Source organism: Xanthomonas sp. WHRI 6108 (assembly GCF_040202385.2).
Taxonomy (GTDB): domain Bacteria; phylum Pseudomonadota; class Gammaproteobacteria; order Xanthomonadales; family Xanthomonadaceae; genus Xanthomonas; species Xanthomonas arboricola.
The window spans coordinates 45,815-71,476 of record NZ_CP168198.1; the positions used below are offsets into that span (position 1 = coordinate 45,815).

A 25,662-nucleotide genomic window follows, 5' to 3' on the forward strand; every position below is an offset into this window, starting at 1 on the left:
CATCTGCACGTACAGCGCAATGTCACCGAGATCGACCACCAGCGGCCTTGGCGTGTGCGGAGACTGCCTGCGTGCTTACTGCGTCCGCGTCAGTCCGTGACGGCGCAGCAGCTGCCGCAGGCGGCATTGCACCCGCTGCAGATCGGCTGCAGCCGCCTCATCCAGAATGCCTTTGGCCAAGGCATCGAATTGCGGCCAGAACTGGCTGGGGTCGCGCACCCGCTGCGGCCAGACCGACAACATTCTGCCCAGATCGGAAAGCTGGTGATTGGTGTGGGTGCGTATGCGTGTGCTCATGTCGCGTCTCCCGGCCAGTCCAGGGCGACAGCGTGGACCGCACCGTCGTCGACCAGAGTGAAAGCAAGCTCGGCTTGCGCTATGCCGTCGATTTCCAGCCGTGGCTCGACACCGGGGCGCTGGGTGACGTCGATGACGTAGGTGCTGGTGCCGAAGCGATAGCGCAGCTGGTACTGGGGCCAGCTGGCCGGGATGCACGGCACGAGGTGCAGGCGCTCGCCATGGCGTTGCAGGCCGAGCAGCGATTCGGTCAGCAAGCGGTACATCCAGCCGGCTGCGCCGGTGTACCAGCTCCAGCCGCCGCGGCCGGCGTGCGGCGCCACCGCGTAGACATCGGCCGCCAGCACATAGGGTTCGGCCTTGTAGCGCTGCACGCCCGCCGCGTCGCGGGCGTGGTGGATCGGGTTGATCAGGCCGGCCAGTTGCCAGGCCCGCGCGCTGTCGCCCAGATGCGCGAAGGCCATCGTTGCCCACACCGCCGCATGCGTGTACTGGCCGCCGTTTTCGCGCACGCCGGGGACGTAACCGCGGATATAGCCGGGGTCGTGCCCGGTGCGATCGAACGGCGGCACCAGCAACTTGACGATGCCGGTCTCGGCATCCACCAGCTGCTGGTGCATCGCGTCCATCGCCTGTGCGCTGCGTGCCGGGTCCATCGCACCGGACAGCACCGCCCAACTCTGCGATAGCGAATCGATACGGCATTCGTCCGAATCGCTCGAACCCAGCGGCGTGCCGTCGTCGAACCAGGCCCGCCGGTACCACCGCCCATCCCAGGCATGCTGCTCCAGCGCGGTGCGCAAGGCCTGCGCATGCGTACGGCAGGTCGCCGCGAATGCCGCATCGTCGTGCTGCGCGGCCACCTCTGCGAACCTTAGCAGCGTGTCGTAGAGGAAGAACCCCAGCCACACACTCTCGCCCTTGCCGTCCTTGCCGACCCGGTTCATGCCGTCGTTCCAGTCGCCGCTGCCGATCAACGGCAGGCCGCGTTCGCCCAGCCGTGCCATGCCGCGTTGCAGGGCGAGCACGCCGTGCGCGTACAGCGACTGCATGTTGGCGGTGATCTGCGGCAGGTCGTAATACGATTCTTCGTCGGGCTTGAGGGCGCGCCCGTCGATAAAGCTCACGCGCTCGTCCAGCACACTGGCGTCGTTGGTGACGTCCAGATAGCGGCATAGCGCCTGCGGCAACCACAGAAAATCGTCCGAGCACTGCGTGCGCACGCCGCGGTCCTGTGGCGGGTGCCACCAATGCTGCACATCGCCCTGCACGAACTGATGCGCGGCGCAGCGCAGCAGATGCGCGCGTGCCAGCGCTGGCTGCGCGTGCACCATCGCCATGCTGTCCTGCAACTGGTCCCGGAAGCCGTACGCGCCACCGGACTGGTAGTAGCCGCTGCGTGCCAGGAACCGGCAGGCGATGGTCTGGTAGAGCAGCCAGCCGTTGGCCAGCAGATCCACCGCTGGATCGGGCGTGGTCACCTGCACGGTGCCCAGCACCTGCTGCCAATGCGCGCGCACCGCCAGCAAGGCGGTGTGCGCGGCGGCCACGCCACGGCTCTGGCGTGCCAGTGTCAGTGCGGTGTCGCGATCCACCGCCGCGCCCAGGCGGAATACCGTTTCGAAGCTCTGTTCGGCCGCCAGCGTGACCGGGATCTGGATCGCCGCGCACGGGTCCAGGCCGGCACCCACGCGCCCGGACAGACGTTGCCGGCTGAGTGCGGCGGGCGCGGCCAAGCTGCCATTGCGCCCGATGAATTCGCTGCGGTCGGCAGTGATGCTGCGGCTGGGTGCATCGGCATCGAAGAACGCCACGCGCCCGTCGAACTCGGTGTTGTACGGGTTGCGCGCGGTCAGCACGCTGCTGCCCAGATCCACCTCGCTGACCACGTGCAACTGCGAGCGGGTGCGGATGTCGCCCAGCACCCATTCCACGTACCCGGTGACGCTGAGCCGGCGTGGGCGGCCGGAAAGATTCTTCAACCGCAGATGGCTGAACTTGATCGGGCGCTCCACGTCCACGAACACCCACAGCTCGCTGCCGATGCCGTGTTCGATATGGCTGTAGACGCTGTAACCGAAGCCGTGGCGCACCGTGTAGCGACCGCTGCCGCGGCATGGCAGCGCCATCGGCGACCACACCTGGCCGGTGTCTTCGTCGCGCAGGTAGAACGCTTCGCTGGAGGCATCGCCGACCGGGTCGTTGTGCCACGGCGTGAGGCGGAATTCGTGCGCGTTTTCGGCCCAGCTGTAGCCGGGGCTGCTGTCGCTGACCACGCTGCCGAACTGCGCGTTGGCCATCACGTTGCACCACGGCGCCGGTGTGGCGGTGCCTTCGTCCAGGGTGATGCGGTATTCGCGGCCGTCGGCGGCGAACGCGCCCAGGCCGTTGTCGAACAACACCGGTTCTTCGGCGGCGGCCTGCAGGGTTCGGTCCAGGTAGGCGGCGTGGGTGCTGCTGAGGTAATCGGCGCTGTCCAGTTGCTTGATGGGCTCCAGCAACGGCGGATGCGCACGCGCGCTGGGGTGGCGCTGCAATTGCGCGTCCAGGCTGCCGTTGGCATCGCTGAGGATCGCGCGCGCCACGGTCTGCAGCAGCACGCGGTCTTCCTGCGAGATGTGTTCGATGGCGCGCACGAAGATGCCGCCGGGGCGGTCGAGCACATTGGCCTCGGGGTCTGCGGCGATCAGGCCCAGGATGGCGTCCTGCAGCGATTGCCGATAGCCGGCCTGGCTTTCGTTCCAGATCACCAGATCCGCGCGCAAGCCTTTCAGGCGCCAGTACGCGTGTGCCTGCACCAGCTGGCGCACCAGCTCCAGATTGTCGGGGTCGGCGATGCGCAACAGCACGATCGGCAGATCGCCGGAGATGGCGTGACTCCACAGCGCCGACTGGCCGCGATGGTTGTGCAGCAGCACCTCGCTGTCGGCGCGCAATTGCGGGTCGACGAACAGCACGCGTGCGGCCAGCCGTTCGTAGAGCATCGCGTCTTCCAGCGAGGCGTTGATCTGCCGGCGGATGACCTGGCTCTGGGTCAGCGCCAGATCGAACACGCGGTCGGCCAGACGGCGGTCGCGGTACTTGTCGATCAACGCGGTGCAGGCCGCGCGTTGGGTGCCGACGCCGTAGACCATGTCCACCTGCGCCTGTTGATCGGGCGCCAGCGAAATGCGGCAGCGGATCGCCACGATCGGGTCCAGCACCGAGCCGGCCGCGCCGGACAGGCTGGCGTGCGCGTGTGCGTGCAGGGCCAGCGGATTGCGGGTGCTGCGCCCGCGCCCGACAAATGCAGCGCGATCGGTCTCGTAGGAGATCGACGCCACGTCGGCATCGTGCACTGCCACCAGATGCAGCATCCACGGCTGCGCTTCGTCATGCCCGCGCGGGCGACGCGTGCACAGCAACGCCTGTTTGTCGGCCAGGATCTCGGTCTGCACGAACAGGTTGCTGAAAGCCGGATGCGCCTCGTCGGCCTGCGCCGGTGCCAGCACCACTTCGGCGTAGGTGGTGATTTCGATCACCCGCGTCTGCCGTGAGCGGTTGCGGATGCGCAAGCGGCGCAGCTCCACATCGTCTTCCGCGGAAATGGCGATTTCCAGATGGCTGTCGTAACGCTGGTGGCTGCCTTTGAACTCGGCCTTGGCATCGGAAAAGATCGCCTCGTACCGCTCCACCGGCACGCAGGTGGGCTGATGCGCGGCCGACCACACCGCGCCGCTGTCCACATCGCGCAGATAGCAGAACGTGCCCCAGTGATCGCGGGTGCCGTCTTCGCGCCAACGCGTCACCGCCATGTCGCGCGCGCGGCTGTAGCCGCCACCGGCCGAGGTCAGCATGCCGTGGTAACGCCCATTGGAGAGCAGTTGCAGCGCCGGCTGCTGCAGATTGGGGTCGCGATGGATGCGCAAGGCCATGCCGGCTTCGGTGGCCACCGGGCGCTCGGCGGCGTCGGCCAGGCCTTTGACATACACGCCAGCGCGCGGTGCACGCTCCTGCAACAGCAACAGCGTGGCCTGGAATTGCGGGTCGGCGACAAAGCGCTTCTGCATCGGCGCGTCGCGCAACACCTGGTCCAGCGCCAGCAGCGCCATGCCCTGGTGATGCGACATGAACGAGCGCACCAGCGCATGCTGTTCGCCACGCGGCACGCGCGAGGGGGTGTAGTCGATCGCCTCGTACAAGCCGAAACGCCCGCCAAATCCCAGCGCCTGCAGTTGCTGCAGATTGCGGCAGGCCGCATCCGGCTCGACCATCAGCGCCATCGCGCTGGCGTAGGGGGCGATCACCAGATCCTGGCCCAGGCCGCGCTTGAGCCCCAGGCCGGGCACACCGAACGCGCGGTATTGATAATTGCGCCGCGTATCGACGGTGTTGTAGCCCGATTCGGACACGCCCCACGGCACGTCGCGTGCGGTGCCATAGCGGATCTGCGCCTGCACCGCACCGCGCATCGTGCGGCTCAGCAAGGTCTGCGGGTAGCTGGGCATGACCAGATCGGGCATCAGGTACTCGAACATCGAGCCGCTCCACGACAGCAGCGTGGGCTCGGCGCCGGTGTCGGTCAGCGTGCGCCCGAGTGCGAACCAGCTCTCCTGCGGCAACTTGCCCTGGGCGATCGCCACGAAGATCCCCAGGCGCGCTTCGGAGGCGAGCAGATCGTAATGGCCGCTATCCAGGCGCTGGTCGTCGACGTTGTAGCCGATCGACAGCAACTGCTGGGCGGGGCTGTAGAGGAAGTCGTAGTCCAGCTGCGCCAGCTGCCCGGCGATATGCGCCAGCCGTTGCAGCTCCTGCACGCGTCCGGCGGCCCAGGTCTGCACGCCGGGTGCGTGGTCGCTGACGGCGAGTTGCCGCAGCGTGGCGATTGTGGCGCCAGGGGGCGGCGTCGCGTGCGCATCGGTACCGGCAAGCGTGGTTGCGCAATGGCCCACTTCGGCCAGGGCCGCCTCGCAGCTGTCGATCAAGCGTTGCGGCCACGGCTCGTCGTCGTCGCTGTCTGGCTTCAGCGCCAGGATCGTGTGGCTCTGCGCCAGCAGCAGGCGCAGCGCTTGGTCGGCCTGGTGCAGGCTCGGCGCGGGCTGGCTGCGGATGCTCTGCAGGCTCTGCGACATTGCGTCCAGCGCATTGGCGGCGTCGTCGCTGCGTGTCTGCGTTCGCGATGCCAGCACGCCCAGGGTGTCGGCCAGCCCATCGAACACCGCCATCGACACCGCCGGCGCATCCACCAGTGCCAGCAGGCCTTGCCGCAGCGTCAGCAGATGCCCGACCAGGTTGCCGCTGTCCACGGTGGAGACGTAGCGCGGCAACAGCGGTACCAGCGTTTCGGTGTCGTACCAGTTGTAGAAGTGGCCGCGATAACGCGGCAGCGTTTCCAGCGTGGTCAAGGTATCGGCCACGCGGGTCATCACGCCGGCCACCGTCAGGTAGCCCAGATCGTAGGCGGCCAGATTGGCCAGCAGGCCCAGCCCGATATTGGTCGGCGAGGTGCGGTTGGCCACCACCGTGACCGGGTATTCCTGCACGTTGTCCGGTGGCAGCCAGTGGTGCTGCGCAGTGCAATGGCTTTCGAAGAACGCCCAGGTGCGCCGCGACAATCCACCGAGGAAAGCGCGTTGTTCCTGCGACAACTGCGCCACCGGTGCGGCGGGTTGTTCGCCCAGCCAGGCCATCAGCCAGGGCGCGGCCATCCACGCCAGCCCCAGCGGCAATGCCGCCCACAACGCCAACGGCGACCACCACGCCACCGCGGCGATCGCCAGTGCCGCGCTGCACGCGGCGCCGGCCATCAGCTGTTGCTCGGCATTGCCGCTGCGCGCGCTGCGTTCCACTTCGCTGGATGGCGCCCACTGCAGCAGATGGCGCCGGGTGATCGACATCCGCACCAGCGTGCGGGCGATGGCGGCCAGCTGCATCCCTGCTTCGAACGGCAGGCAGGCCAGTACCACGCCGGTGCGCAGCAGATGCTGACGCAGCCCCACACCGACCTGGCGCGCGTGATGACGCAGTCCCAGGCCCTCGGGCGGATGCGCCAGCGCATACAGCGCCGAACACAGCCCCGGCAGCAGCCATAGCACCAGCAGCCACAGCGTCCAGCGCAATGGCGTGGGCGAACACAACCAGCCGATCAGCAATAGACTCAGCGCGGCCGGGGCCACCAGGCTGCGGCGCAGGTTGTCCAGCAGCTTGCCGCGCGACAACCACGACAAGGGATTGCGCGCGCGCCGGCCACCCCGGTCGGGCACCCACGGCAGCAACCACGGCAGCAACTGCCAGTCGCCACGCACCCAGCGCGCGCGGCGCTTGGCATCGGTGGCATAGCGTTGCGGGTGGCGCTCGTACAGACGCACGTCGCTGAGCAAACCGGCGCGCACATAGCAGCCCTCCAGCAGGTCATGGCTGAGCACGCGGTTATCGGGGAAGCGGCCGGCCAGCACCTGCTCGAAGGTGGCCACGGCATAGATGCCCTTGCCGATGAAGGAGCCTTCGCCGAACAGATCCTGATACACGTCCGAGACCACACGCGTGTACGGGTCGATGCCCGGCTCGATGCCGAACATGCGCGCAAACCGCGACTCGCCGCCCTCGCTCATGCCGGTGCCCAGGCCCGGCTGCAGAATGCCGTAACCGGCCTCGACGATCTGCCCGGCCGCGTTCATGCGCGGCACATTCAACGGATGCGACATCGCCCCGACCAGCGCGCGTGCCGCATCGCGCGGCAGGTGGGTGTCGCTGTCGAGCGTGATCACATAGCGCACCTGCACCAGCGCGGCGACATCGCCTTGCACCTGCAGGAATTCGTTGGCCGCCTGCAGCCGCGCGTCGTCGGCGCAGAGCAGGCGGTTGAGCGCCTCGAGCTTGCCGCGCTTGCGTTCTGCGCCCATCCAGCAGCCTTCGCCCGCGTTCCACTGGCGTGCGCGATGCAGCAGGAAGAAGCGATCGCCGTGCGCATCGGCATAGGCCGCGTTGAGCCGGTCGATATGCTGCGCCGCATGTGCCACCAATGCCATGTCGCCAGGCAACAGCGCTTGCGCGGCATCGAGAAAATCGGTGAGCAGCGCGAAGTACAACTGTGCGTCGCGGTTGGCCAAATAATGCACCTCCAGCGCGCCGACCAGCTCGTCGATGGCCTCGTGACTGGCCAGCATGCTCGGCATCACCACCAGCGTGCGGCAATCGGGCGTGATGCCGGCACGCAGGTCCATGCGCGGCAACGGATGCGGGCGCACCCACAGCGTTGCCACCCAGTTGACCAGCGCAATGCCCAGCTCGCTGGCGGCCAGCAGCGCGATGCCGGCGGTGATCCACCACAGCGCCGGCGGCAGTGCGCTCACGCCCTGCAGCAGCACGCCGGTCCACAGCAACGCGATCGCTGCGATCGGCAACAGGTAGAGCGGCAGCGCAACGCGATGCGCGCGCGGGTGAGAGGGGGGCGGCGTATCTGCCGCAGCTGGGTCGCGAAGCGCGGCACGCAGCCGCGGCAATCCCGCATCCACCAGGTAATAGCCCACGTGGTTGGCCACCGGCATCGCGGCATCTGCGTGCGCCGCCAGCTGCAGCACGGCCTCGGCCACGTCCGGCTCGTCGCGGTCCAGGCGCTGCGCTAGCTGTTCCACCACATGCCGGTAGCTATCGCGGGTATGGAAATCCATGCGCGCATACACGTCGGCCGGATCCTTGCGCAAGGTCTGCTCGACCACGCTCATGGCCTCGACGAAATCGCGCCAATCCATGTCATCCAGAAACCGTAGGCTACCGATGCTGTTGCTGATCGCCACCTGCTCGGCTGCCTGGCGCTGGCTTTCGGCGTGCACCAGCGCTTCCACACTGTGGCCCTCGCTTGCCAGCCATTGCTCCACCCAGGCGCTGGCCATCGACAACACCGGCCCACGGCCCTGGATGCCGCGCGTCAGCTCGGCCACGAATGCACCGGTCGCCGGCGGCTGCGAGCGCGCCAGGTCGGCCACCACCACCAACACATCCTTGGGTTGCGCCGCCGCCGTGGCGTTGAGCAACGCGGCCCAATGCGCGGCCAGGCGGGTGTCGCGGCCGTCGTGCATGATGTCCTCGGCGATGCGGCGCAGGTTGCCGATCAGCGCCAGCCGCAACATGATCGGAATCGCCCACAACTCGCCAAGCTTGAGCGGCGCCACCTGTTGGTAGGCCGCGATGAAACGGCTCAGCGTGATGACATCCACGCGCCCGTCGCCATGCGCCACCACCTGCAAGCCCAGCTCGTAGACGCGCGGCAGGCCCACCGACGTTGGCGTGCGCAGACGCGGTAATTGCCGGCTATACCCGGGCGGAAGATGCTGACGCGCCAGGCGCATCTGCTCTTCCACCAGATAATAGTTGTCCAATAACCACTCGCCGGCCGGATGCAGGCGCAAGCCATCGGCAGACATTTCGGCCAATCGCGCTGCGGCCGTGCCGAGCGAGCGCTCGTTGAATTTGAGTTGCGACAGCAGCAGCTCGCGGGTAGGCCCGGTATAGAGCACATGCGCCTGCGCCAGGCTGTGCCCCAGCGCCTCCATCTGCTCGTCGCCAAGCAAGGCCGCGCCTTCAGGCACGGTATCGCGCACCGACGGATGCTGCAGGGTTGCTGCTGGCTGGGTAATCGACTGCCACCAGAGAGAAAACGCAGAAGCCTTCCGCTGTGGCGGCATCGAGACATGACCTGTGCAGCATAAGAGCCGCTAGAACCACGATCATGCGCGCCGGCATGGTGGCGCACGTGAAGGCCGCCCGCTTCATCGCGATGGTTTCTCCCTGGCACGCGCTAGTGGCAGCGGCGCTGGCTAGTTCTCCGCACAGGAGGCTCCATCTGCCGCACACATCACGTCATCGACCCAGGTGACATATCGCGAGATGCGGACGTTATAGACCATTTGCCCATAGAAACCGGCCTCTAGCGCGTGTTCCGGAACTGCCGTGATCCAAGATCCCAGTCCAATGAGTTGCCAGGCGCCCTGAACTTGCACCACGAGCGGGCCGCCGCTGTCACCGCTTCCCAATACACCTTCGAGGGGAAGCCCCTGTGCAGGGGGATCGAATCGATACCAGAGATAGCGGTCGTTCGCTCCAGTAATGGCGTTGTAAGCCCGCCTCAGCGCGCCACGATGTGGAGAGCCGGGAATCTGCCCCTTAATGCCATTGCCGGTTGCCCCCTTTCCTAGAAACATGGCGACTTCCGTGACCTCATCGCCACCTCGATAAAGAGCGACCGGTACAACCTGCTCAACAGGTGCATCCAATTCGATCAAAGCAATGTCATCCGAACCTGCCAGAAAGGCATGAATTCTGGACGGATCGCCGGACTTCAACGCTTCTTGGCCCAGTGCGTCGGGCATGCGCTTGTAGCCAGGGTGGACGAAGACCCGAGCAACTTTGTAGGCATTCCCGTTGATGACCACCTCCGCGTCCATGCCGTCCATGGGAGCCGCGTGTCCGGCGGTGAGGACCCACTTCCGCGCGATAAGGACGCCGTGCCCTTCGCCCGGCATGTCCGCCAGAGCTGGAAACGCTGATCGATCGATTCGATAATTTGAGTCGTCAACATCGGCACGAATGACAACGCCGTTCGCCCCGAATGAAAGGGTGAGCAAAGCAACAAACAGCCAGCATTTCATGTGTCCGCACGTCCTTGTAGGTATTGATCTGAGCCCCATCTGCAATGTGCTTGCAGATCCCGGCGCAACATAGCTGAGCAGGCTCAAGACAGGGCACGCAATCTGACGAAACGCACTGGTGAGCGACGAAGTCCAGGAAACGATGTCTGAAGCCGGTAGCAGCCTTTGACTCCATCGCCAACCTTGAGATGCATGCATGCGCGGCAGCAAGTTCGAGTCGGCTGTCCGCTTAGGAGCGATAACTGACGCAGCCTCGATTCCCCGGTTGGCTCCGTCAGGTTGGTAAATCTTGCAGCGGGGAACAGTCTGTCGGAGGCGCCAATCTTGGCGAACCTCTTCGTCACGGCTTTCCGTCTGATTCTTCATCTGTACCGTCCCCCTGCCATCCGACCTATTGACTACAGTTGTCGTCACGCTTACGGTAGCGACAACTGTAGTCATGGAGAGCGGCATGCGTGGCAAGACCATCGGGGACCAGGAGCTGGCCCTGCTGCAACACATCGAAGAACAACGGCAGGCCAGTGTCGGCGAAGTGGCGGCCGCGTTCGGTGAGCCGCGTGGGCTGGCGCGCTCGACCGTGCTGACCATGATGGAGCGCTTGCGCGCCAAGGGCTTTCTGCGCCGTGAGCAGGTGGACGGCATGTATCGCTACAGCGCCACCAGCGGGCAGGACGCGGTGGTGCGCTCGGCGGTGGGGCAGTTCGTGGAAAAGACCTTGCAGGGCTCGGTGTCGCCGTTCGTGGCGTGGATGTCGCAGCGCGCCGAGGTCAGCGACAGCGAGCTGGCCGAGCTCGAAGCCCTGGTCGCCAAGCTGCAGTCGCAGCGCAAGGAGGATTGAGCATGTCGCCGATGATCGAAGCCTTGCTCTGGAAACTGGGTGCAACCAGCGTGCAGACCGCCGTGCTGGCGTTGGCGGTGTGGGCGCTGTGCCGCAGCGTGCGGCGGCTGCCCGCCACCACGCAGACCTGGCTATGGTGGCTGGTGGGAGTGCAGGCCGTGGTCGGCCTGCTGTGGAACGCGCCGCTGCAGTTGCCGGTATTGCCCGCAGCCACGCCCACGCCTGCCTTGATTGCCGGCAATAGCCTGGCGCCGATGGTGATGGCCAATGCCAGTGCATCCGGCGCCGGCGCGGTCGCCAGTGCGGGCGCGGCAGACGTGCTGCAGGGTGCAAGCGGTCCGTCCTGGGCGCTGTGGCTGGCCGCGTTATGGGTTGCCGGCGTTGCAGTGATGGCGCTCGGCACAGTGCGCGCATACCGACGCAGCCGCGCCCTGGTACGCGCTGCCGCACCGTGCACCGATCGCGCCCTGGTCGCCGCACTGCGCATGGCCGCAGAAGCGCATGGCCTGTCGCAGCCGCCGGAAATACGTCTGTCGCAGCAGATCGTCTCGCCGCAGTTGATCGGGCCCTGGCGCCCGGTCTTGCTGCTGCCCGCCGCACGCCTGCCGCACATGGCCGACGACGATCTGGATATGGCGCTGACCCATGAACTGATCCATCTGCGTCGGCGCGATCTGTGGTGGGGCTTGCTGCCGTCGCTGGCCCAGCACCTGTTCTTCTTCCACCCGCTGGTGCATCTGGCCGCGCGCGAGTACGCCACTGCCCGCGAGGCCGCCTGCGATGCCGCGGTGGTCGCAGGCCACCGTCATTGCCGCCACGACTATGGCCGGCTGTTGCTGCAATTGGGCGTGGCACCGCGCCCGCACGGCGGCGTGGCCAGCGCCTCGCCGTCCTTCCTCAGCCTCAAACGGAGATTGCTCATGTTGCAGAACCCGACCTCGTTCCCGCGGTTTGGCGCGGCCCTGATCCTGGGCGCGGTGGCCATCACCGGCGTGCTACCGCTGCGCCTGGTGGCGATGCCCGCCGCGCCGGCTGTTGCTGCCGCATCAGCGGCCGCACCGGCGAAATCAGCTGCCGGCGTGTCCAGCACCGTGGCACCGGCCACTGCCGCCGCTGCAGCTGCACCGGCAACTGCTGCAGCAACCGCCGCACCGGCAAACGCCGCCGCACCGGCTGCAGCGGCGTCATCCACCAGCCAGACCTTCACCACCACCTCCACGCACGGCCAGATCAACTTGTCGCATGACCCCGACCGCGATGCCTACGTGCTGCTGCAGGGCAACGACAGCGTCATGAATGGCTCGGTGGACGATCTCAAGCATGTGCGTCGTCTGGCCGGCAAGGATGGTCAGCTGATGTGGTTCCGCAAGGATGGCAAGCAATACGTCGTGCGCGATCCCGACACCTTCAAGCGCTTGAATGCGGCGTATGCGCCAGTCACCAAACTGGGCCAGGCGCAGGGCGCGCTGGGCGAGCGCCAGGGCAAGCTCGGCGAGCAGCAGGGCGAGTTGGGTGCGCAGATGGCCGAGCTGGGTGCACGTGCTGCCGACGCGGCCGCAAAGCACGTCAATGCATCCTTGCTCGACACCGATGCACTGACACAACAGGCCGCCGAGCGTGCGGCGCGGGAAGCAGAACGCGCAGTACGCCAGGCCGAACAGGCCATGCAGCGCAGCGGCGCCGACCAGCGGATGCAGGCGCTGGCCAGGCAGCAGGCGGCGCTCGCCACCGAGCAGGCAGACCTGTCTAGCCAGCAGGCCGCCGCCAGCGTGCGCGCCGACAAGGAAGCCCAGCGCATCATGCGCGAGGCGATCGCACAGGGGCTGGCCACGCAGATCGAGGGCTGATCGCCGCAGGCCGCTGCTCGCCGGGACTGTGCAGCACGCGCAGACGGCGAGCAGCTGGCGCCCTCTCGGCCGGAGGCAGTGACTGGCGTCAAACCGGCTCTGCGCCGCACGCGCCGTGCAGGCACGCGCGGCGGGCGACACACAGCGCTGGTGACTCGGTGACGCCGCGACTCGCCGATACTGCGCAACAGGCGCAGACGGCGAGCAGACAATGACGTACCGGGTGGTGGTGTTGGGGGGCTTCGGGCATTTCGGCGCGCGCATCGTGCGGGCGCTGGCGGCAACGGCGCAACTGCAGGTGATCGCGGCCGGACGGCATCCCGGCGATGTGGCGGCCAGGTGGCCGGATGTGGCACCCGGTCGCATCGCGTGCTGTCGCCTGGATATCGACGCAAGCGATTTTGCCGCGCAACTGGCGGCCACTGCCGCCGATGCGGTGGTGCATACCGCAGGCCCGTTCCAGGGCCAGGATTACGCCGTGGCGCACACCTGCCTGCAGGCCGGCATGCACTACATCGACCTGGCCGACGGCCGCGCGTTCGTCCGCGATTTCCCCGCGGCAGTGGATGCAGCGGCAAGGCAAGCGCAGCGTGTGGCCATCAGCGGCGCCAGCACCTTGCCCGCGCTGTCGAGCGCGGTCATCGATGCCTTGCTCCCGCGTTTTTCCGCCTTGCATGGCATCCGCATGGTGATCGCGCCCGCGCAAGGTACACCGCTTGGCCTGGCCACCGTGCGTGCGGTGTTGTCGTACTGCGGCACACCGTTCACATGGCTGCATGAGGGCCGCTGGCAAACGGTGGTGGGCTGGGCCAGACCCATGCGCGTGCAGTTCGCCCAGCTCGCGCCGCGGCTTGCGTCGCCATGCGATGTGCCCGATCACGATCTGCTGCCCCAGCGCTATCCGGGCGTGCAGAGCGTGCAGTTTCGCGCGGCGTTGGAGGTGCCGTTCCTGCAGCGCTGCCTGGCCGGTGTCGCCTGGCTGCGTCAGCACGGCGTGCCATTGCCGATGGCGCGCCTGGCCGAGGTGTTTGCACGTGCGGCACGCTGGTTTGACCGCTTCGGCACCGACATCGGTGGCATGCGCGTGGAGCTGCGAGGCATGAGCCATCCCCAGGCTGGCGATCCCCGGCCGCTGCGACTGCAGTGGGACCTCACCGCTGCGATGCTGCACGGCCCTGAGATTCCCTGCTTCGCCGCAATCCTGCTGGTGCGCAAGCTTGCCGCAGGGCAGGCATTACCGATCGGCGCGCATGCCTGCATGGGCTTGTTGACCCTGGCCGAATTCGAGCAGGAGTTCGCGGCGTGGCAGATGGTGACCGAGCTGTTGGAAGTGCCTGTGTGAGTGCGCTGGCGCCACGGCCGATGACGGCCTGTTGTCAGGGCGTCTCCAGCATCGGAATCACGTCACGGTCCTGCGCTTCCACTGCCACCAGGCGCTGCATCAGCAGCGACAAGGTCACCACGTCCTGGTGATTGTGCTCGGCCACGCGGCGCAGGTTGCGCGCGCTGCCGCCGCGCAGGTAGCTCAGCCAGGCGGCCGGCGCTTCGGAGCCGGGCAGGTCGTCTTCGCGCACCACGCGCAGCAGCTGCCGTTCGATGGTGGCCAGCTTGCAGTTCTCCCAGGTGCCGCGGTAACGGCGCCGGGTGGGGAACAGCAGGTCCACATGGTCCAGTGCAGAGATCGGGTCGCCGCGGCGCGCCAGCCGGTAGCGCGTCTTCAACAACGGCGCGTCGTAGCAGCGGCCGTTGTAGCTGGACAGCACCGTCTGCGGCGACAGCCAGCTGCGGAACAGATCCAGCATCGCGCTTTCGGCCGCCATCGTGGACATCATCAACTGGCGCACGCGCAGCCCGCCGCCCTGCGTAGCGTCGGTATACCAATCGGCCACGCCGATCATGAAGGCGCGCGTGCCGGTGCCGCCGGCCAGGCCGGTGGTTTCGGTGTCGAAGAACAATAGATCCATCGGGTCCACCGCGTCCTCGCGCTTGGCAAACGCCAGCGACAGCGCCTGGCACGGGATCGCCTGCGGCAGGAAGGCTTCGATCAGGTGCAGGCCGGGCGCGATCTCGTTGCCGGGCAGATGCCGATCGGTGGACGCCGCGCGTACCGGCGCGTGCATCGAGACCGCGCGCTCGCGCAGGCCGATCATCTTGCGCAGGCCGGCGATATCGGTGCGTCGCTGCGGTGGCGGCAGTGATGTGGGCGCAGCCGGTGTTGCGCGCACAGCCGGCACGCGCGCTGCCGCATCGGCCGCTGCACCTGCCGGCTTGTGGCGCACATCGTGGTCCACCCAGGCAAACGCCGAGCTATCACGCGCAGGCGCTGCAGCAACCGGTGCCTGCAGGGCGCGGCGCGTCATGGCCGGTGCGCTGGGCTGGGCACGCGGTGCACCGGCCGCCTCTGCGCTGCCTGGCTGCGCGCTTCGTACAGCAGCATCGCGCGGCAAAGCGCGTGACCCAGACGCAGCAGCACCCGGCGCAGGCTGGCGTTGCGCGCGCGTGGGCATCACCGCATCGTCCTTGCGCGCCGCGGGTGTCAGCCCGCCGACCTGGCGGCGCAGCAGGCGCAAGCGTTCTGCGCTCACCCCAGGATCGCTGCCAGGCACCGCTGCCGCCGGCGCACGCATCGGCTGCGCCGCCGCAGGCATGTCACCTGCGGCACGCGTGTGCGCATCGCCCGGCACTGCATCCTCACCGACTGCATCACCCGAGGGGCGCGCCACCGCTGCCGCGCGCAGCGGGTGTGCATCGGCCTGCGCATCGCCCGCAGCGGAAACATCCGCACCATCCACTGCAGCGCCATCTGCAACTGGCGCTGGCGCCGGCACATCGGCATGCCCGGCCTGACGCCGCAACAAGCGCAACCGGTCCGCACTCACGCTCATGCAAGCACGTCCAGCGCCAGGTCATCGTCCACCTGGGTGGCATGCCGCAACGGCGCATCCGCATCGAACAGCAGTGCCAGCACCGTCAAGGCCAATGACTTGGGCGACTCGCCCTTGCCTTCCTCATGCGCGGCCAGCACCGGGCCCACGCAGGCCGGGCAGCCGGCGCTGCAGTCGCAACGCCGCACCAGCTCGTCGGCGCGCTGCAGCAGCTCGGCCTGGCGCAGCCACAGCGGCTCGCTCAGGCCCACCCCGCCGGGGAAGTTGTCGTACAGATACACCGTGGGCACGAAGGCCTGCTGCAATTCCACCGCGCCTTCTTCGCCCTCGTCCACGCCGCGCAGCTGTCCGCGCCCGGTCTGGTCGGCCACCGCAAACCACGCGCCGTCGCCATTGCCCACGGCCTTCTGCAGGTCGCGCGCATCGGCCATCACCGCCACCGTGGCCACCACGTGCAGCGCATAGGCCGCACCCAAGAAACCATCCAGCGCATCCTGCTTGGACGCGAACGCCTTGCCCAACGTGGCCTGCGGCAACTGCCACCACACCGCAGTGGTGTGCAGTTCCTGGTCGGGCAGATTGACCGGCCCGTAGCCGATGTTCTCGTGCGTGTAATAGCGGATCTTCTTGTAGCCGGACACGCGCCGCACCACATGCACCTCGCCGTGATGCGAGTCGCCGCGCCCGGCCACGCCGCCGTCGAAACGGTCCAGCACTTTCAGCTTGGTGTAGTCGATGCTGTCGGTGTAGTAGTCCACATGGGTGCGCGTGACATAGGCCTTGCGGCCTTCCCAGTCCAGCCGCTCCACCTGGTACGGCGTGCTCTGCACCATGTGGATGGCGCCTTCGTACAAGGTCAGCGCGGCGGCCGAATAATCCACCTCGGCAATGATCTGCTGCTTGCCGTCGCTCTTGTCCACCACCACGAAGTTGCCGTCGGCCACCGAGCGCAGGCTCACCGCATTGGCCGGGTAGCTGTCGGCGATCCACTCCCAGCGGTCGCCTTCCTGGTGGATCACGTCGCTCTCGGCCAGCGCTTCCAGGAACACCAGCGGGTCGATCGGCCCGAACGGCTCGCTGGCAATGAACGGCAGCTCGAACGCGGCGCAGCGGATGTGGTCGAACAGGATCAGCGGCTGGTCCGGCGCAATGCGCGCATGTTCGGGCGAGGCATCGGCAAAGAAATCCGGGTGCCGCACCACGTACTGGTCCAGCGGCTGCGAACTGGCCACCAGCACGCCCAGCGCGGGTTGCTGGCGGCGCCCGGCGCGGCCGAAGCGCTGCCAGGTCGCCGCCACGCTGCCGGGGTAACCGTTGAGGATCACCACATCCAGCGCGCCGATATCCACGCCCAGTTCCAATGCCGAAGTGGACACGATGCCGTCGATATTGCCGGCGCGCATCGCGCGCTCCACCTCGCGCCGCTCGGTGGGCAGGTAGCCGCCGCGGTACGCACGGATGCGTGGCGGCTTGCGCGGGTCGTGGTCGAAGATGTCCTTCAGGTACTTGGTCAGCACCTCCACCATCAGGCGCGTCTGCGCGAACACCAGCGTCTTCAGCCCGCTCTTGATCGCGATGCGCGCAATGCGGTTGCTCTGCGAGCGTGCCGATGCGCGCAGGCCCAAATCCGCATTGACTACCGGCGGGTTCCACAGCAGCACGTGCTTGTCGCCGGTGGGCGCACCGGATTCGGTGATCGCATGCACCTGCTCTTCGATCAGGGCCTGCGCGTGCGCATGCGGGTTGCCGATGGTGGCCGAGCACAGGATGAACTGCGGGTTGGCGCCATAGAACGCGCAGATGCGCTTGAGCCGGCGCAGCACATTGGTGACGTGGCTGCCGAACACGCCGCGGTAGGTGTGGATCTCGTCGATCACCACATAGCGCAGGTTCTCGAAGAACTGCGCCCACTTGGTGTGATGCGGCAGGATCGCCTGGTGCAGCATGTCCGGGTTGCTCACCACGATGTCGCCATGCAGGCGGATCGCCTGGCGCGCGTCGCCGGGCGTATCGCCGTCGAAGGTGAAGGCCTTCACCCCCAGCTCGCCGGCGCGGTTCAACTCCAGCAGCTCGGCCACCTGGTCCTGCGCCAGCGCCTTGGTCGGGAACAGGTACAGCGCCTTGGCCCCGGAGCGCATCGCCGCGCTCACCACCGGCAGCGTGTAGCACAGCGACTTGCCCGACGCGGTGGGCGTCACGATCGCCACATGGTCGCCGCGTTGCGTGGCCGCCCAGGCATCGGCCTGGTGGCTGTAGAGCTGGCTGATGCCGCGCGCGCGCAAGGCGTCGGCCAGCGCGGCCGGCACGTCGGCGGGAATCGGCGCATAACGGCCGTCGCGTCCGGGCAGGGTGAAGCTGCCGGTGATGCGGTCGTGGTAGCGCCGTTCCAGGCGTTCGGTGAGCAGTGCGCCATCGCGGCTGGGCCGGCCATCGGTTGTGGCCAGCGCGCGTTCGGCGGTTTCGGTGCGGGGAGCGAGGGCAAACGGAGGCATACGGCGGCTCCCAAAGAGGGGCATGAGACAGGGGAGGTGTCTCAGGGTATGAGACCAGCGCCGAACCGGCGAGCCTGTGTCACTGAGCGGATTCAGCAAGCCGGGTATTCTGTTGCCCCCACCGCGTCACCGTTGCCTTGCACGCTGTGGCTCCCCCATCTCGAAGAACCGCCGTGCCCGTTTCCCCCAGCCTCACCGCGCCGCACTACAAGACCCGTTCCGCCCGCCGTGCCGATGTGATCGTGCATGCCGCCGGCCTGTTCCTGGCCATCGTCGGCGGCGCCTGGATGGTCTGGCGCGCGCATGCCAACCAGACCATGCTGCTGGCCACCTGCGTCTACGCGCTGGGGCTGCTGGTGATGTTCGGCTGCTCGGCGGCGTACAACTTCGCCCCGCCGCAACGCCAGCCGATGCTGCGCAAGTTCGACCACGCCGGCATCTTCGTGATGATTGCCGGCTCCTACACCCCGTTCCTGCTGGTCGCCCTCGACGGCACCTGGCGCTGGGCGATGATCCTGGGCGTGTGGAGCGTGGCCTTGTTCGGCGTGTTCGCCAAGCTGTTCCTGCCCGGCATCGCCAAGGGCTTCTGGGTGGTGATCTACCTGTTGCTGGGCTGGGCCGGCATCGTGGTGATCAAGCCGCTGCTCGCCGGCCTGGACAACACCGTGCTGTGGCTGATCGCCGCCGGCGGCGCGTTCTACACCGTGGGTGTCACCTTCTACGTGCGCAAGTCGCTGGTCTACAACCGCGCCATCTGGCACGCCCACGTGCTGGGCGGCGCGCTCTCGCACTGGTGCGCGATCTGGTTGTGCCTGCAGCCGTTGGGTGGGGTGTAGCGCGCTGTCGATGTCGTCGAGCAGTCGCGTATGCCCATCGCTCGGTAGCATCGACGCGTCATGGATCTATTGATCGCCTGACTACGTCGGCTTCCAATCAGAGCGCGCAGGTACGAGGGCAAGGATCAGCACATCGTCGCCGTCGCGTGTGTAGATCAAGAGATATCTGCCGTCCTGGCAGGTGTACAAACGCGTTCCCGGCAGTGGCCCAGAGTGATAGGTGGCGGCACCATCCAGCGCGTCGCCCTCGGCTTCGATCCGGTCGTCCTGTTCACATGCGGCGAAATAAATCTGCGGGTCGGAGATTTCGATCGCACGCGCCAATGCTGAAGCGAGCAACGCGGTGCGCGCATCCAGCGCGCTCTGCTTCCAGGCCACGCTCACGCACGCGTGTCCTTTGCAGCCAGGGCTGCCTCAAGCGCCGCACGGTGTTGCGTCTTGAGCGTCTCCATCTGCTGCTTCGCCTGCGCGCTGGAGAGTGCGGGGCGGGGGTCGGCCAGGGCATGCTCGGTCTGGGTGCGTAGCGACACCGCATAGCGTGCATCCAACTCCTTGACCTTCATCGCCTCGGAGCGGTCAGGCCGGCGCTTCGCATTGCCGCCCTCGGCGTCCCACTGCGCAGCGTCCACGTGAAGCACGTCCAATGGCATGCCCATCTCGCGCAAGACCTTTAACGCACTTTCGAAGCTGCCAAACCGGCGAGGCGCATTCGCCTTGGTGGCCAGCACACGGGTCTGGTCATGGGTCTGCAATTGCACGGTCCAGGCACCGGCTTCCCCGATGACCGACGCGTGCCTGACCGCACTGGCGTCGACCAGAGCACGTGCGGTCGCCAGCTTGACCAGATTCGTCATGGCGTTATCCAGTTAACGATTAGGTGGTAGCCACTTTATCATTGATCTGGCGCGCCAGCTAACGGTTGTCAGTCAGGCTCACGCCCTACAGCTTGGTCTTCATCACCGCCTCGAAGGCCGCATCCGGCGCGATGCTGTCGGAGAGCACGACCACCGAATGCAGCGTGCCCTTCGCCTGCACGTTGTATTCAAAACCCACCGGCTTGCCGCCGCGGCTGAACACCTCGATCTCGCTGTACTCACCGAGCCGGCCTTCATAACTCTCGCGCTCCAGCCCGTGCTCCTTGGCAAAGGTGCCGGCGGCGCTGCGTGCGCCCTCCCACACCGCGTCCTCGTAGCTCATCGGCTGCAGCAGGCTGATCATGTGGGTCGCGCAGGCGTTGGTGCTGGTCACGCCATAGCCATCGACCTCGCCCAGCAACGGGATCTTGCGGACATCGCGTTTGGGCGTGGCGGTGACGGTGCAGCCAAGCTGCTGCAGCTCGGCAAGGGTGAAGTGCTCGGACTCCGGGCGCGGCGCGCTGGGGGTGGCCGTGCCGCCATTGCAGGCAGACAGCAGGCCCAGACAGGCGAGCGGCAGGAAGCGGCGTAGGGAAACGTGCGACAACGGTGACGTCCTTGTAGGGAATGGAAGAGCGGCGCGGCTGCCCTCGACATCGGCGCCCAACATGACGCCAATGCGTCACGCAGTCGCCCAGGTCGAGGCAGCCAGGGCGCGCGAGGGTAGCGCGTCAGGCGTCAACGCATGCTGAGAGCCATCAACCACGCCACCGCGCTCATTCCGGCATCACCATGCGGATTGCGCGTGTGCCGATCTCTGCACCGGTGACTGCGTCGATGGCAACCGGCTGCAGCTCGGTGCCGGTTTCCGCATCCAGAAAACGCAGCAGCTTGCCCTCGCCACGGTGTTTGCTGCCCCACGCGCCGATCATGAACAGCACCGGCAAATAGTCGCGCCCTGCCTGGGTCAGCACGTACTCCTCGCGCGGCGGGCGGGTGGAATACAGGCGCTTTTCCAGCAGCCGCTCCTCGGTCAGCGTCGCCAGCCGCTTGGTCAGCATGGTCGGGGCAATCCCCAGGCTCTGCCGGAACTGATCGAAGCGGGTCAGCCCGGAATTGGCGTCACGCAGGATCAGCATCGTCCACGCATCGCCCAGGAAGGTCAGGCTGCGCGCGATCGGGCACAGGCTGTCCGACGACGTTTTTGAGTTCATATCATTTCCGTATTGACTCACTATCAAATCGATACTAGCATGCGGCGCATGGGCAGTCCAACCGCGCGTTTCAGGCAGGTGACGGGCGCCCAGGCCGCGGCGGCAACCGCGGCGGCAGTCCGCATCAACGCACACCGCAATGCAGGTCAGCGTCAGGCGCCGCGCAGTTGCACGCCGATGGCTGGCGATGTTTCTCCACCTTCCCTAAACCGCATTCCTTCAGAGACACCACGATGAAAAAGACAGTGCTGATCACCGGCGCATCCTCAGGGTTTGGCCTGTTGCTGGCCACCAACCTGCACAGGCAGGGCTTCAACGTCATCGGCACCAGCCGCGAGCCGGAAAAGCACCAGGCCAAACTGCCGTTCAAGCTGCTGCGCCTGGATATCGACGATGATGCCTCGATCCAGTCGTTTGCCACAACGCTGTTCCAATCGGTCGACCGCCTGGACGTGCTGGTCAACAACGCCGGTTACATGGTCACCGGTATCGCCGAAGAAACCGCCATCGACGTGGGCCGCCAGCAGTTCGAAACCAACTTCTGGGGCACGGTCAAAACCACCAATGCGCTGCTGCCGTACCTCCGCAAGCAGCGGAGCGGGCAGATCATCACCGTCAGCTCCATCGTGGCGCTGATCGGGCCGCCGAACCTGTCGTATTACGCGGCCTCCAAACACGCGGTGCAGGGGTATTTCAAATCGCTGCGGTTCGAACTTGTCCAGTTCAATATCAAGGTCAACATGGTGGAGCCGGTCTGGTTCAAGACCAATCTGGGCCACAACGCAGTGCCTGCCGCCGGCAACACCATTGCCGACTACAACGCTTACCGCACGCAGGCCAACGCGGCGACCCAGAAGGGAATCGACACCGCAGAAGCACCGGATGCCGTGGTGGACACCATCCAGAAGCTGATCCAGGCCAAGGACCCCAAGTTCAGCAACCCGGTCGGAAAGATGACCGGCATGATCCTGTTCCTGCAGAGTTACTTGCCAAAGATGTTTGAAGGCGCGATTTTCAAAAGCATCAAAACAGCCTGAGTGCTGTGCGTTACATGCAACGCCAATCCAGCTGCTGATTCCATCAAGTAAACCGCGCAAAACCCCCGTGTTATCACCCGATCAACGGCTTTGCTAAAGCCGTGACGCATCCCCTATGCCACGAGTACACGAGAATGAAAGCGTATTTCTGCAAATTCATCCCGCCGCGCGCGGACTTTCTGGCCACCATGTCGGATCAGGAAAAAGCCCTGATGCAGCAGCATGCCGCGTTTCTCGACCAGCGCCTGGCCGAGGGAATCCTGCTGGCGCATGGCCCGGTCATCGATGAAACCGGCGGCTTTGGTCTATCGCTGTATCAGATTGCCGACGACCAGGACATTGCCGCCATCACCGCACAAGACCCGATCATCAAACACGGCGTCGGGCAGTATGCGCATTACCCCATGCTGCATTTGAAGGCGCGCGGATAAAACGCCGCGCTGCATATGGCACGCTCAAATCGTCATCGCAGCCGCACGTTGCGGTGGCGAGAGCGCGCCGCGCATGCAGCAAGCCATGGCGGCCGCAGGCGTGCTGCGCTCAGGCCACGCTGTCAGTAGCCCGCCGCCCGAACGGGGCGGGCGAGCGCTCTCACCGCACCGGCACCCGCACGCTGGCGCCCAAACCCTGCGTGGGAAACGCCGCGGCCACCGGCGCACGCCGCTGCACCCACATGTCGCCCATCATCCGGTCCAGCCCGCGGTCCAGGCCGGTGACCAGCCCCGCACCCGGGGTAAAGGTCAGTTCGCCGAAATAGACCTGCCCGTGCTGGATATACCAGTCCACCCGCACGTAATCGAAGTCGCTTGCCAGCAGCTTGCTCAGCTCCAGCGCCTGTTCCAGCAGCGCCGGCGCGCAGGGCGGTGCGCGCCCGTCGTCGCGGATGCGGTGAAAGGCCTCGTGCAGGTTGCCGACAAAGAAGGTCATGCCCAACTTCGGCGTGTCGAAGCGCCCGTAGATCACCTGCAGCACGTACTGAAAACTGCCGTCCACCTGCCGGAACATGTGGAACTTGTAGTCCACCGGCACCTGCTGCGCATCGCCGATGTACTGCTCCACCAAAATGCGCGGCGGAATATCGCGGTAATGGATCTCGCGCACCTTGTCGGAGAAGTCGGTGCGCAGCCATTGGCCGCAGCGCTCGATGATGCGGCGCTTCTGCTGCGCATCGGGCTCATCGCGCACCACCTCCACCATCGCCGCGCCATGGTTGGCCTTGATCACGGTCTGCCGCCACTGCGGCAGGCGCAGCAGCTCCTGCGGGTCGGTGCTGTCCAGCAGCAGCGGGATCAGGTGCGCCTCGCCGATCCTGGCCGCCACATACGGGCGCACCGCAAACTTGTCCGCCAGCCGCCGGTACAGCGGGTAATCGCCGTGCACGCACTTGCGGTAGAGGATCTTCTCGTTGAAGCACTTGGGCGCGTACAGATCCGGCAGCCGGCCGAAGGTGTGCAGGTAGTACAGCCGGTCCTGGTGCCGCCAGGGCAGGGTGCGCAGCAGGCCGCGCGCGCCCTTGCGCAGCAGGCGCTTGAGGCCGGCTGCGTCGGTGCCCGTGGGCGTGGCGCGGCCGTCGCCCGGAGACGTCGTCAACGCCGGCAGTAGCGCAGCCCACGGCTGACCTGCCCCACCGTGCGCGCCCAGCGGCTGCGCCTGCAGCCCCATCCCGTTGTCGGCCATCGCCAGATCCCTCGTCCGTAGTGAAGTGAGACTTGCATCACATTTTAGTGTGATGTGTGTCACGGTATACGGAAAGACGCAGACCAGGGTTGCGAATCGTCTCAAGCGACCCGATTGCGCAAAGATCGCGCCGCTTTGGGCATAAAGACCGGCGCCCGGGCCTGCGCTAGCGCCCGCTTTTGTGCGCCGCGCAAACCCGCGCAGGCCAGGGCCTGCGACCGGCCGCCTGGCGCGTGCGGCACCAGCAACCGGCACAACGCCGCGCCGGTTCCGCAGGCCCGGGCTGCGGGGCAGGCGCGCAATGGCGCACGCATGCGCCGCCACCTGGGCGGCAGTGCGTGGGAGCAAATGCCGGCGCGGCCGGCAAGGGGAGGCAGTCGCATCGCAGGCCGGCATCGCGCAACATCACGCACCGGCACTGCAGCCCGCAACGGATGGCCCATGCACGTCACCAAACTCACGCCCCTGGCAGCGCTGTGCCTTGCGCTTGCCGCCTGCGGCAAAACAGACCAAGCCGCGCAAACCGATAAGGCGCCCACATCGGCGCGGGCAGCACCCAGCCCCGCCACTGCCCAAGCCCACGCCGCCGCACTGCCGCCCGCCCAGGCGGCCAATAGCAGGCCGCCTTCGGTCAGCCAGCAGGCAAGGCGCTATCTCTGCCCGCGGGGCCCCAATGCCTGCCCGGCCGGCGGGCCGTTGATCGCCAACTCCAATGCAGAGGCGCAGTGGTTGCTGCGCCACGGCTACCCGACGGAGCACGAACTGGCCCGCTTGGAAACCCTGACGCTGGATCAGCTCAAGGCCGAGTCGCAGGCAGGCAACCAGGCTGCAACGGTGATCTACGGCAAAAAGACCGCACTGGCGGGCCGTTTCTATCAGGGCATCGGCATCCTGCGGCGGGCCGCGGTGGCGGGGAACCTGTATGCGTACTACGGGCTGTCGGATGTATACGTCAGCGACACCGCAAACAAGAACCTGGTCGACAGCCTGGCCTACCTGCGCCTGGCCTATCTGCTGGGCGATGCAAAAGCCTCGGCCGTCATCGCATCGCGTGGCCTGAGCAGTGTTGAAAACGTCGTTGCCGACGAGCGCGCCGCCTCACTGCACAAGACGTTTTCCAAGTATCAGCGCCCCTCGCCACGGCCGCTGGAATAACGCCGGGCGATCAGCCTCCCACATTCAACTGCGGAATCTTGGCAAACGCCTCGGCAATAAAATCCATGAACACGATCGCCCGCTTCGGCACCAGCCGGTTGGCCGCATACAGGATGTGCATGGGCACCGCAGGTGCAGAGAATGCGCCCAGCACGATCTGCAGCTGCCCGGCCTTGAGCCCCTGCTCGAACAACCACTCCGGCCCCTGCCCGATGCCCAGGCCCGCACTCACCGACTCGCGCGCGGCTTCCGGTGAATTGACCCGGATCCGGCCGGACACCGGCACCTCCACATCCTTGAAACGCCACGTCGCCCCGGAGGCCAGCAAGGTGTACAGCACGCAATCGTGCTGGCGCAGGTCGTCGGGCACGCGGGGCACGCCGCGCTCGGCAAGATAGGCGTTGCTTGCCACGCACACGCGCTTGAACGTGCCGATCCGCCGTGCGCGCAGCGCGCTGTTTTCCAGGTGGCCGATGCGGATGGCAAGCTCCGCGCCCTCGTCGAGCAGATTGACGAAGCGGTCGTTGATCTGCAGGTCCAGCTCCAGGCCCGGAAAGCGCCGCAAAAACTCCGGTACCAGCGGCATTACATAGTGGTGCGACAACGCCGTGGGGCAGGCCACCCGCAGCAAGCCGGAGGGCTGCACGTTGTCGTGCAGCGCCATCTCCGACTCGCCCACCGCATCCAGGATGCGGCGCACCTCCGCGTAGTAGCGCTCTCCCTCCGGCGTCAGCACCAGCTTGCGGGTGGAGCGGTTGAGCAGCCGGGTGTGCAGGTGCTCTTCCAGCGCTGCCACGTGGCGGCTGACATTGGGCTGGCCCAGGCCCAGGTCGCGCCCGGCCGCAGAAAAGCTGCCGGTTTCCACCGCACGCGCAAAGCAGGTCATCAGCAGAAACCGGTCCAT

General features: G+C 66.8%; 18 protein-coding genes. 7 read left to right on the forward strand and 11 right to left on the reverse strand.

From position 1 onward, the window contains the following. Positions 1 to 75: 75 nt before the first annotated feature. From ABQ039_RS00185 to ABQ039_RS00195, 3 genes are all read right to left on the reverse strand, one after another. The gene (locus ABQ039_RS00185) at positions 76 to 297 is read right to left on the reverse strand and encodes a hypothetical protein (RefSeq protein WP_024940426.1); all 222 of its coding nucleotides are present in this window, start codon (positions 295 to 297) and stop codon (positions 76 to 78) included. Next, positions 294 to 8,960, reverse strand: coding sequence for a GH36-type glycosyl hydrolase domain-containing protein (locus ABQ039_RS00190; RefSeq protein WP_374057833.1), 8,667 nt, complete (start codon positions 8,958 to 8,960; stop codon positions 294 to 296). The genes ABQ039_RS00185 and ABQ039_RS00190 overlap by 4 nt, the downstream gene beginning before the upstream one ends. Before the next feature lie 132 nt (positions 8,961 to 9,092). After that, positions 9,093 to 9,923: a trypsin-like serine protease gene (locus ABQ039_RS00195; RefSeq protein WP_184609638.1), complete on the reverse strand. Its 831-nt coding sequence runs from the start codon at positions 9,921 to 9,923 to the stop codon at positions 9,093 to 9,095. Positions 9,924 to 10,362: 439 nt separating this feature from the next. Between ABQ039_RS00195 and ABQ039_RS00200 the strand changes: the two genes are divergently transcribed. The 3 genes from ABQ039_RS00200 to ABQ039_RS00210 all read left to right on the forward strand — a co-directional run bounded on the left by ABQ039_RS00200 (position 10,363) and on the right by ABQ039_RS00210 (position 13,950). Beyond that, positions 10,363 to 10,761 carry a BlaI/MecI/CopY family transcriptional regulator gene (locus ABQ039_RS00200; RefSeq protein ID WP_024940429.1) on the forward strand — a complete coding sequence of 133 codons (399 nt, stop codon included), beginning with the start codon at positions 10,363 to 10,365 and terminating at the stop codon, positions 10,759 to 10,761. A 2-nt stretch (positions 10,762 to 10,763) separates the two neighbouring features. Continuing rightward, on the forward strand, positions 10,764 to 12,608 hold the full coding sequence (locus tag ABQ039_RS00205) for a M56 family metallopeptidase (RefSeq protein WP_184609640.1): 1,845 nt from the start codon (positions 10,764 to 10,766) through the stop codon (positions 12,606 to 12,608). A 211-nt stretch (positions 12,609 to 12,819) separates the two neighbouring features. Then, positions 12,820 to 13,950: a saccharopine dehydrogenase NADP-binding domain-containing protein gene (locus tag ABQ039_RS00210; RefSeq protein WP_184609642.1), complete on the forward strand. Its 1,131-nt coding sequence runs from the start codon at positions 12,820 to 12,822 to the stop codon at positions 13,948 to 13,950. A 34-nt stretch (positions 13,951 to 13,984) separates the two neighbouring features. On the opposite strand, the gene ABQ039_RS00215 is transcribed toward ABQ039_RS00210, so the two are convergent. Both ABQ039_RS00215 and ABQ039_RS00220 read right to left on the reverse strand, forming a co-directional pair. Then, entirely contained in the window at positions 13,985 to 15,493 is a 1,509-nt protein-coding gene (locus ABQ039_RS00215; RefSeq protein WP_349778292.1) for a ribonuclease H-like domain-containing protein, read from the reverse strand. Next, the gene (locus ABQ039_RS00220) at positions 15,490 to 17,985 is read right to left on the reverse strand and encodes a DEAD/DEAH box helicase (protein WP_164741636.1); all 2,496 of its coding nucleotides are present in this window, start codon (positions 17,983 to 17,985) and stop codon (positions 15,490 to 15,492) included. Before ABQ039_RS00220 ends, ABQ039_RS00215 begins: the two co-directional genes overlap by 4 nt. A gap of 173 nt (positions 17,986 to 18,158) precedes the next feature. Between ABQ039_RS00220 and ABQ039_RS00225 the strand changes: the two genes are divergently transcribed. Next, positions 18,159 to 18,821 carry a hemolysin III family protein gene (locus ABQ039_RS00225; RefSeq protein ID WP_054591757.1) on the forward strand — a complete coding sequence of 221 codons (663 nt, stop codon included), beginning with the start codon at positions 18,159 to 18,161 and terminating at the stop codon, positions 18,819 to 18,821. Between the two features lie 81 nt (positions 18,822 to 18,902). Here ABQ039_RS00225 and ABQ039_RS00230 read toward each other — a convergent pair whose 3' ends face one another. From ABQ039_RS00230 to ABQ039_RS00245, 4 genes are all read right to left on the reverse strand, one after another. Continuing rightward, complete coding sequence (locus ABQ039_RS00230; protein ID WP_039529407.1) at positions 18,903 to 19,205, reverse strand: plasmid stabilization protein; 303 nt, start codon at positions 19,203 to 19,205, stop codon at positions 18,903 to 18,905. Beyond that, the gene (locus ABQ039_RS00235; protein ID WP_225874215.1) at positions 19,202 to 19,675 is read right to left on the reverse strand and encodes a hypothetical protein; all 474 of its coding nucleotides are present in this window, start codon (positions 19,673 to 19,675) and stop codon (positions 19,202 to 19,204) included. The genes ABQ039_RS00230 and ABQ039_RS00235 overlap by 4 nt, the downstream gene beginning before the upstream one ends. 85 nt (positions 19,676 to 19,760) lie before the next feature. Beyond that, on the reverse strand, positions 19,761 to 20,282 hold the full coding sequence (locus tag ABQ039_RS00240) for a hypothetical protein (RefSeq protein WP_016902924.1): 522 nt from the start codon (positions 20,280 to 20,282) through the stop codon (positions 19,761 to 19,763). A 169-nt stretch (positions 20,283 to 20,451) separates the two neighbouring features. Beyond that, a complete protein-coding gene (locus ABQ039_RS00245) occupies positions 20,452 to 20,889 on the reverse strand; it encodes a helix-turn-helix domain-containing protein (RefSeq protein WP_046345220.1) in 438 nt (145 codons plus the stop codon). Between the two features lie 167 nt (positions 20,890 to 21,056). Between ABQ039_RS00245 and ABQ039_RS00250 the strand changes: the two genes are divergently transcribed. Both ABQ039_RS00250 and ABQ039_RS00255 read left to right on the forward strand, forming a co-directional pair. Then, positions 21,057 to 21,926 (forward strand): SDR family NAD(P)-dependent oxidoreductase, encoded by an 870-nt coding sequence (locus tag ABQ039_RS00250; RefSeq protein WP_260297345.1) that lies wholly within the window; start codon positions 21,057 to 21,059, stop codon positions 21,924 to 21,926. Between the two features lie 101 nt (positions 21,927 to 22,027). Then, complete coding sequence (locus tag ABQ039_RS00255; RefSeq protein ID WP_311547864.1) at positions 22,028 to 22,357, forward strand: YciI family protein; 330 nt, start codon at positions 22,028 to 22,030, stop codon at positions 22,355 to 22,357. A gap of 160 nt (positions 22,358 to 22,517) precedes the next feature. Here ABQ039_RS00255 and ABQ039_RS00260 read toward each other — a convergent pair whose 3' ends face one another. After that, on the reverse strand, positions 22,518 to 23,588 hold the full coding sequence (locus ABQ039_RS00260) for an ATP-grasp fold amidoligase family protein (protein ID WP_184610410.1): 1,071 nt from the start codon (positions 23,586 to 23,588) through the stop codon (positions 22,518 to 22,520). Between the two features lie 456 nt (positions 23,589 to 24,044). Here ABQ039_RS00260 and ABQ039_RS00265 point away from each other — a divergent pair, with 456 nt between their 5' ends. Continuing rightward, positions 24,045 to 24,758 carry a hypothetical protein gene (locus ABQ039_RS00265; protein WP_184610412.1) on the forward strand — a complete coding sequence of 238 codons (714 nt, stop codon included), beginning with the start codon at positions 24,045 to 24,047 and terminating at the stop codon, positions 24,756 to 24,758. Between the two features lie 10 nt (positions 24,759 to 24,768). On the opposite strand, the gene ABQ039_RS00270 is transcribed toward ABQ039_RS00265, so the two are convergent. Continuing rightward, positions 24,769 to 25,662, reverse strand: coding sequence for a LysR family transcriptional regulator (locus tag ABQ039_RS00270; RefSeq protein WP_184609645.1), 894 nt, complete (start codon positions 25,660 to 25,662; stop codon positions 24,769 to 24,771).

Bases quoted from the DNA above. Each gene is read 5' to 3' on its own strand.
- ABQ039_RS00185 (WP_024940426.1), bottom strand. From the start codon at position 297: ATGAGCACACGCATACGCACCCACACCAATCACCAGCTTTCCGATCTG.
- ABQ039_RS00190 (WP_374057833.1), bottom strand. From the start codon at position 8,960: ATGCCGCCACAGCGGAAGGCTTCTGCGTTTTCTCTCTGGTGGCAGTCG.
- ABQ039_RS00195 (WP_184609638.1), bottom strand. From the start codon at position 9,923: ATGAAATGCTGGCTGTTTGTTGCTTTGCTCACCCTTTCATTCGGGGCG.
- ABQ039_RS00200 (WP_024940429.1), top strand. From the start codon at position 10,363: ATGGAGAGCGGCATGCGTGGCAAGACCATCGGGGACCAGGAGCTGGCC.
- ABQ039_RS00205 (WP_184609640.1), top strand. From the start codon at position 10,764: ATGTCGCCGATGATCGAAGCCTTGCTCTGGAAACTGGGTGCAACCAGC.
- ABQ039_RS00210 (WP_184609642.1), top strand. From the start codon at position 12,820: ATGACGTACCGGGTGGTGGTGTTGGGGGGCTTCGGGCATTTCGGCGCG.
- ABQ039_RS00215 (WP_349778292.1), bottom strand. From the start codon at position 15,493: ATGAGCGTGAGTGCGGACCGGTTGCGCTTGTTGCGGCGTCAGGCCGGG.
- ABQ039_RS00220 (WP_164741636.1), bottom strand. From the start codon at position 17,985: ATGCCTCCGTTTGCCCTCGCTCCCCGCACCGAAACCGCCGAACGCGCG.
- ABQ039_RS00235 (WP_225874215.1), bottom strand. From the start codon at position 19,675: ATGACGAATCTGGTCAAGCTGGCGACCGCACGTGCTCTGGTCGACGCC.
- ABQ039_RS00245 (WP_046345220.1), bottom strand. From the start codon at position 20,889: ATGAACTCAAAAACGTCGTCGGACAGCCTGTGCCCGATCGCGCGCAGC.
- ABQ039_RS00260 (WP_184610410.1), bottom strand. From the start codon at position 23,588: ATGGGGCTGCAGGCGCAGCCGCTGGGCGCGCACGGTGGGGCAGGTCAG.
- ABQ039_RS00265 (WP_184610412.1), top strand. From the start codon at position 24,045: ATGCACGTCACCAAACTCACGCCCCTGGCAGCGCTGTGCCTTGCGCTT.
- ABQ039_RS00270 (WP_184609645.1), bottom strand. From the start codon at position 25,662: ATGGACCGGTTTCTGCTGATGACCTGCTTTGCGCGTGCGGTGGAAACC.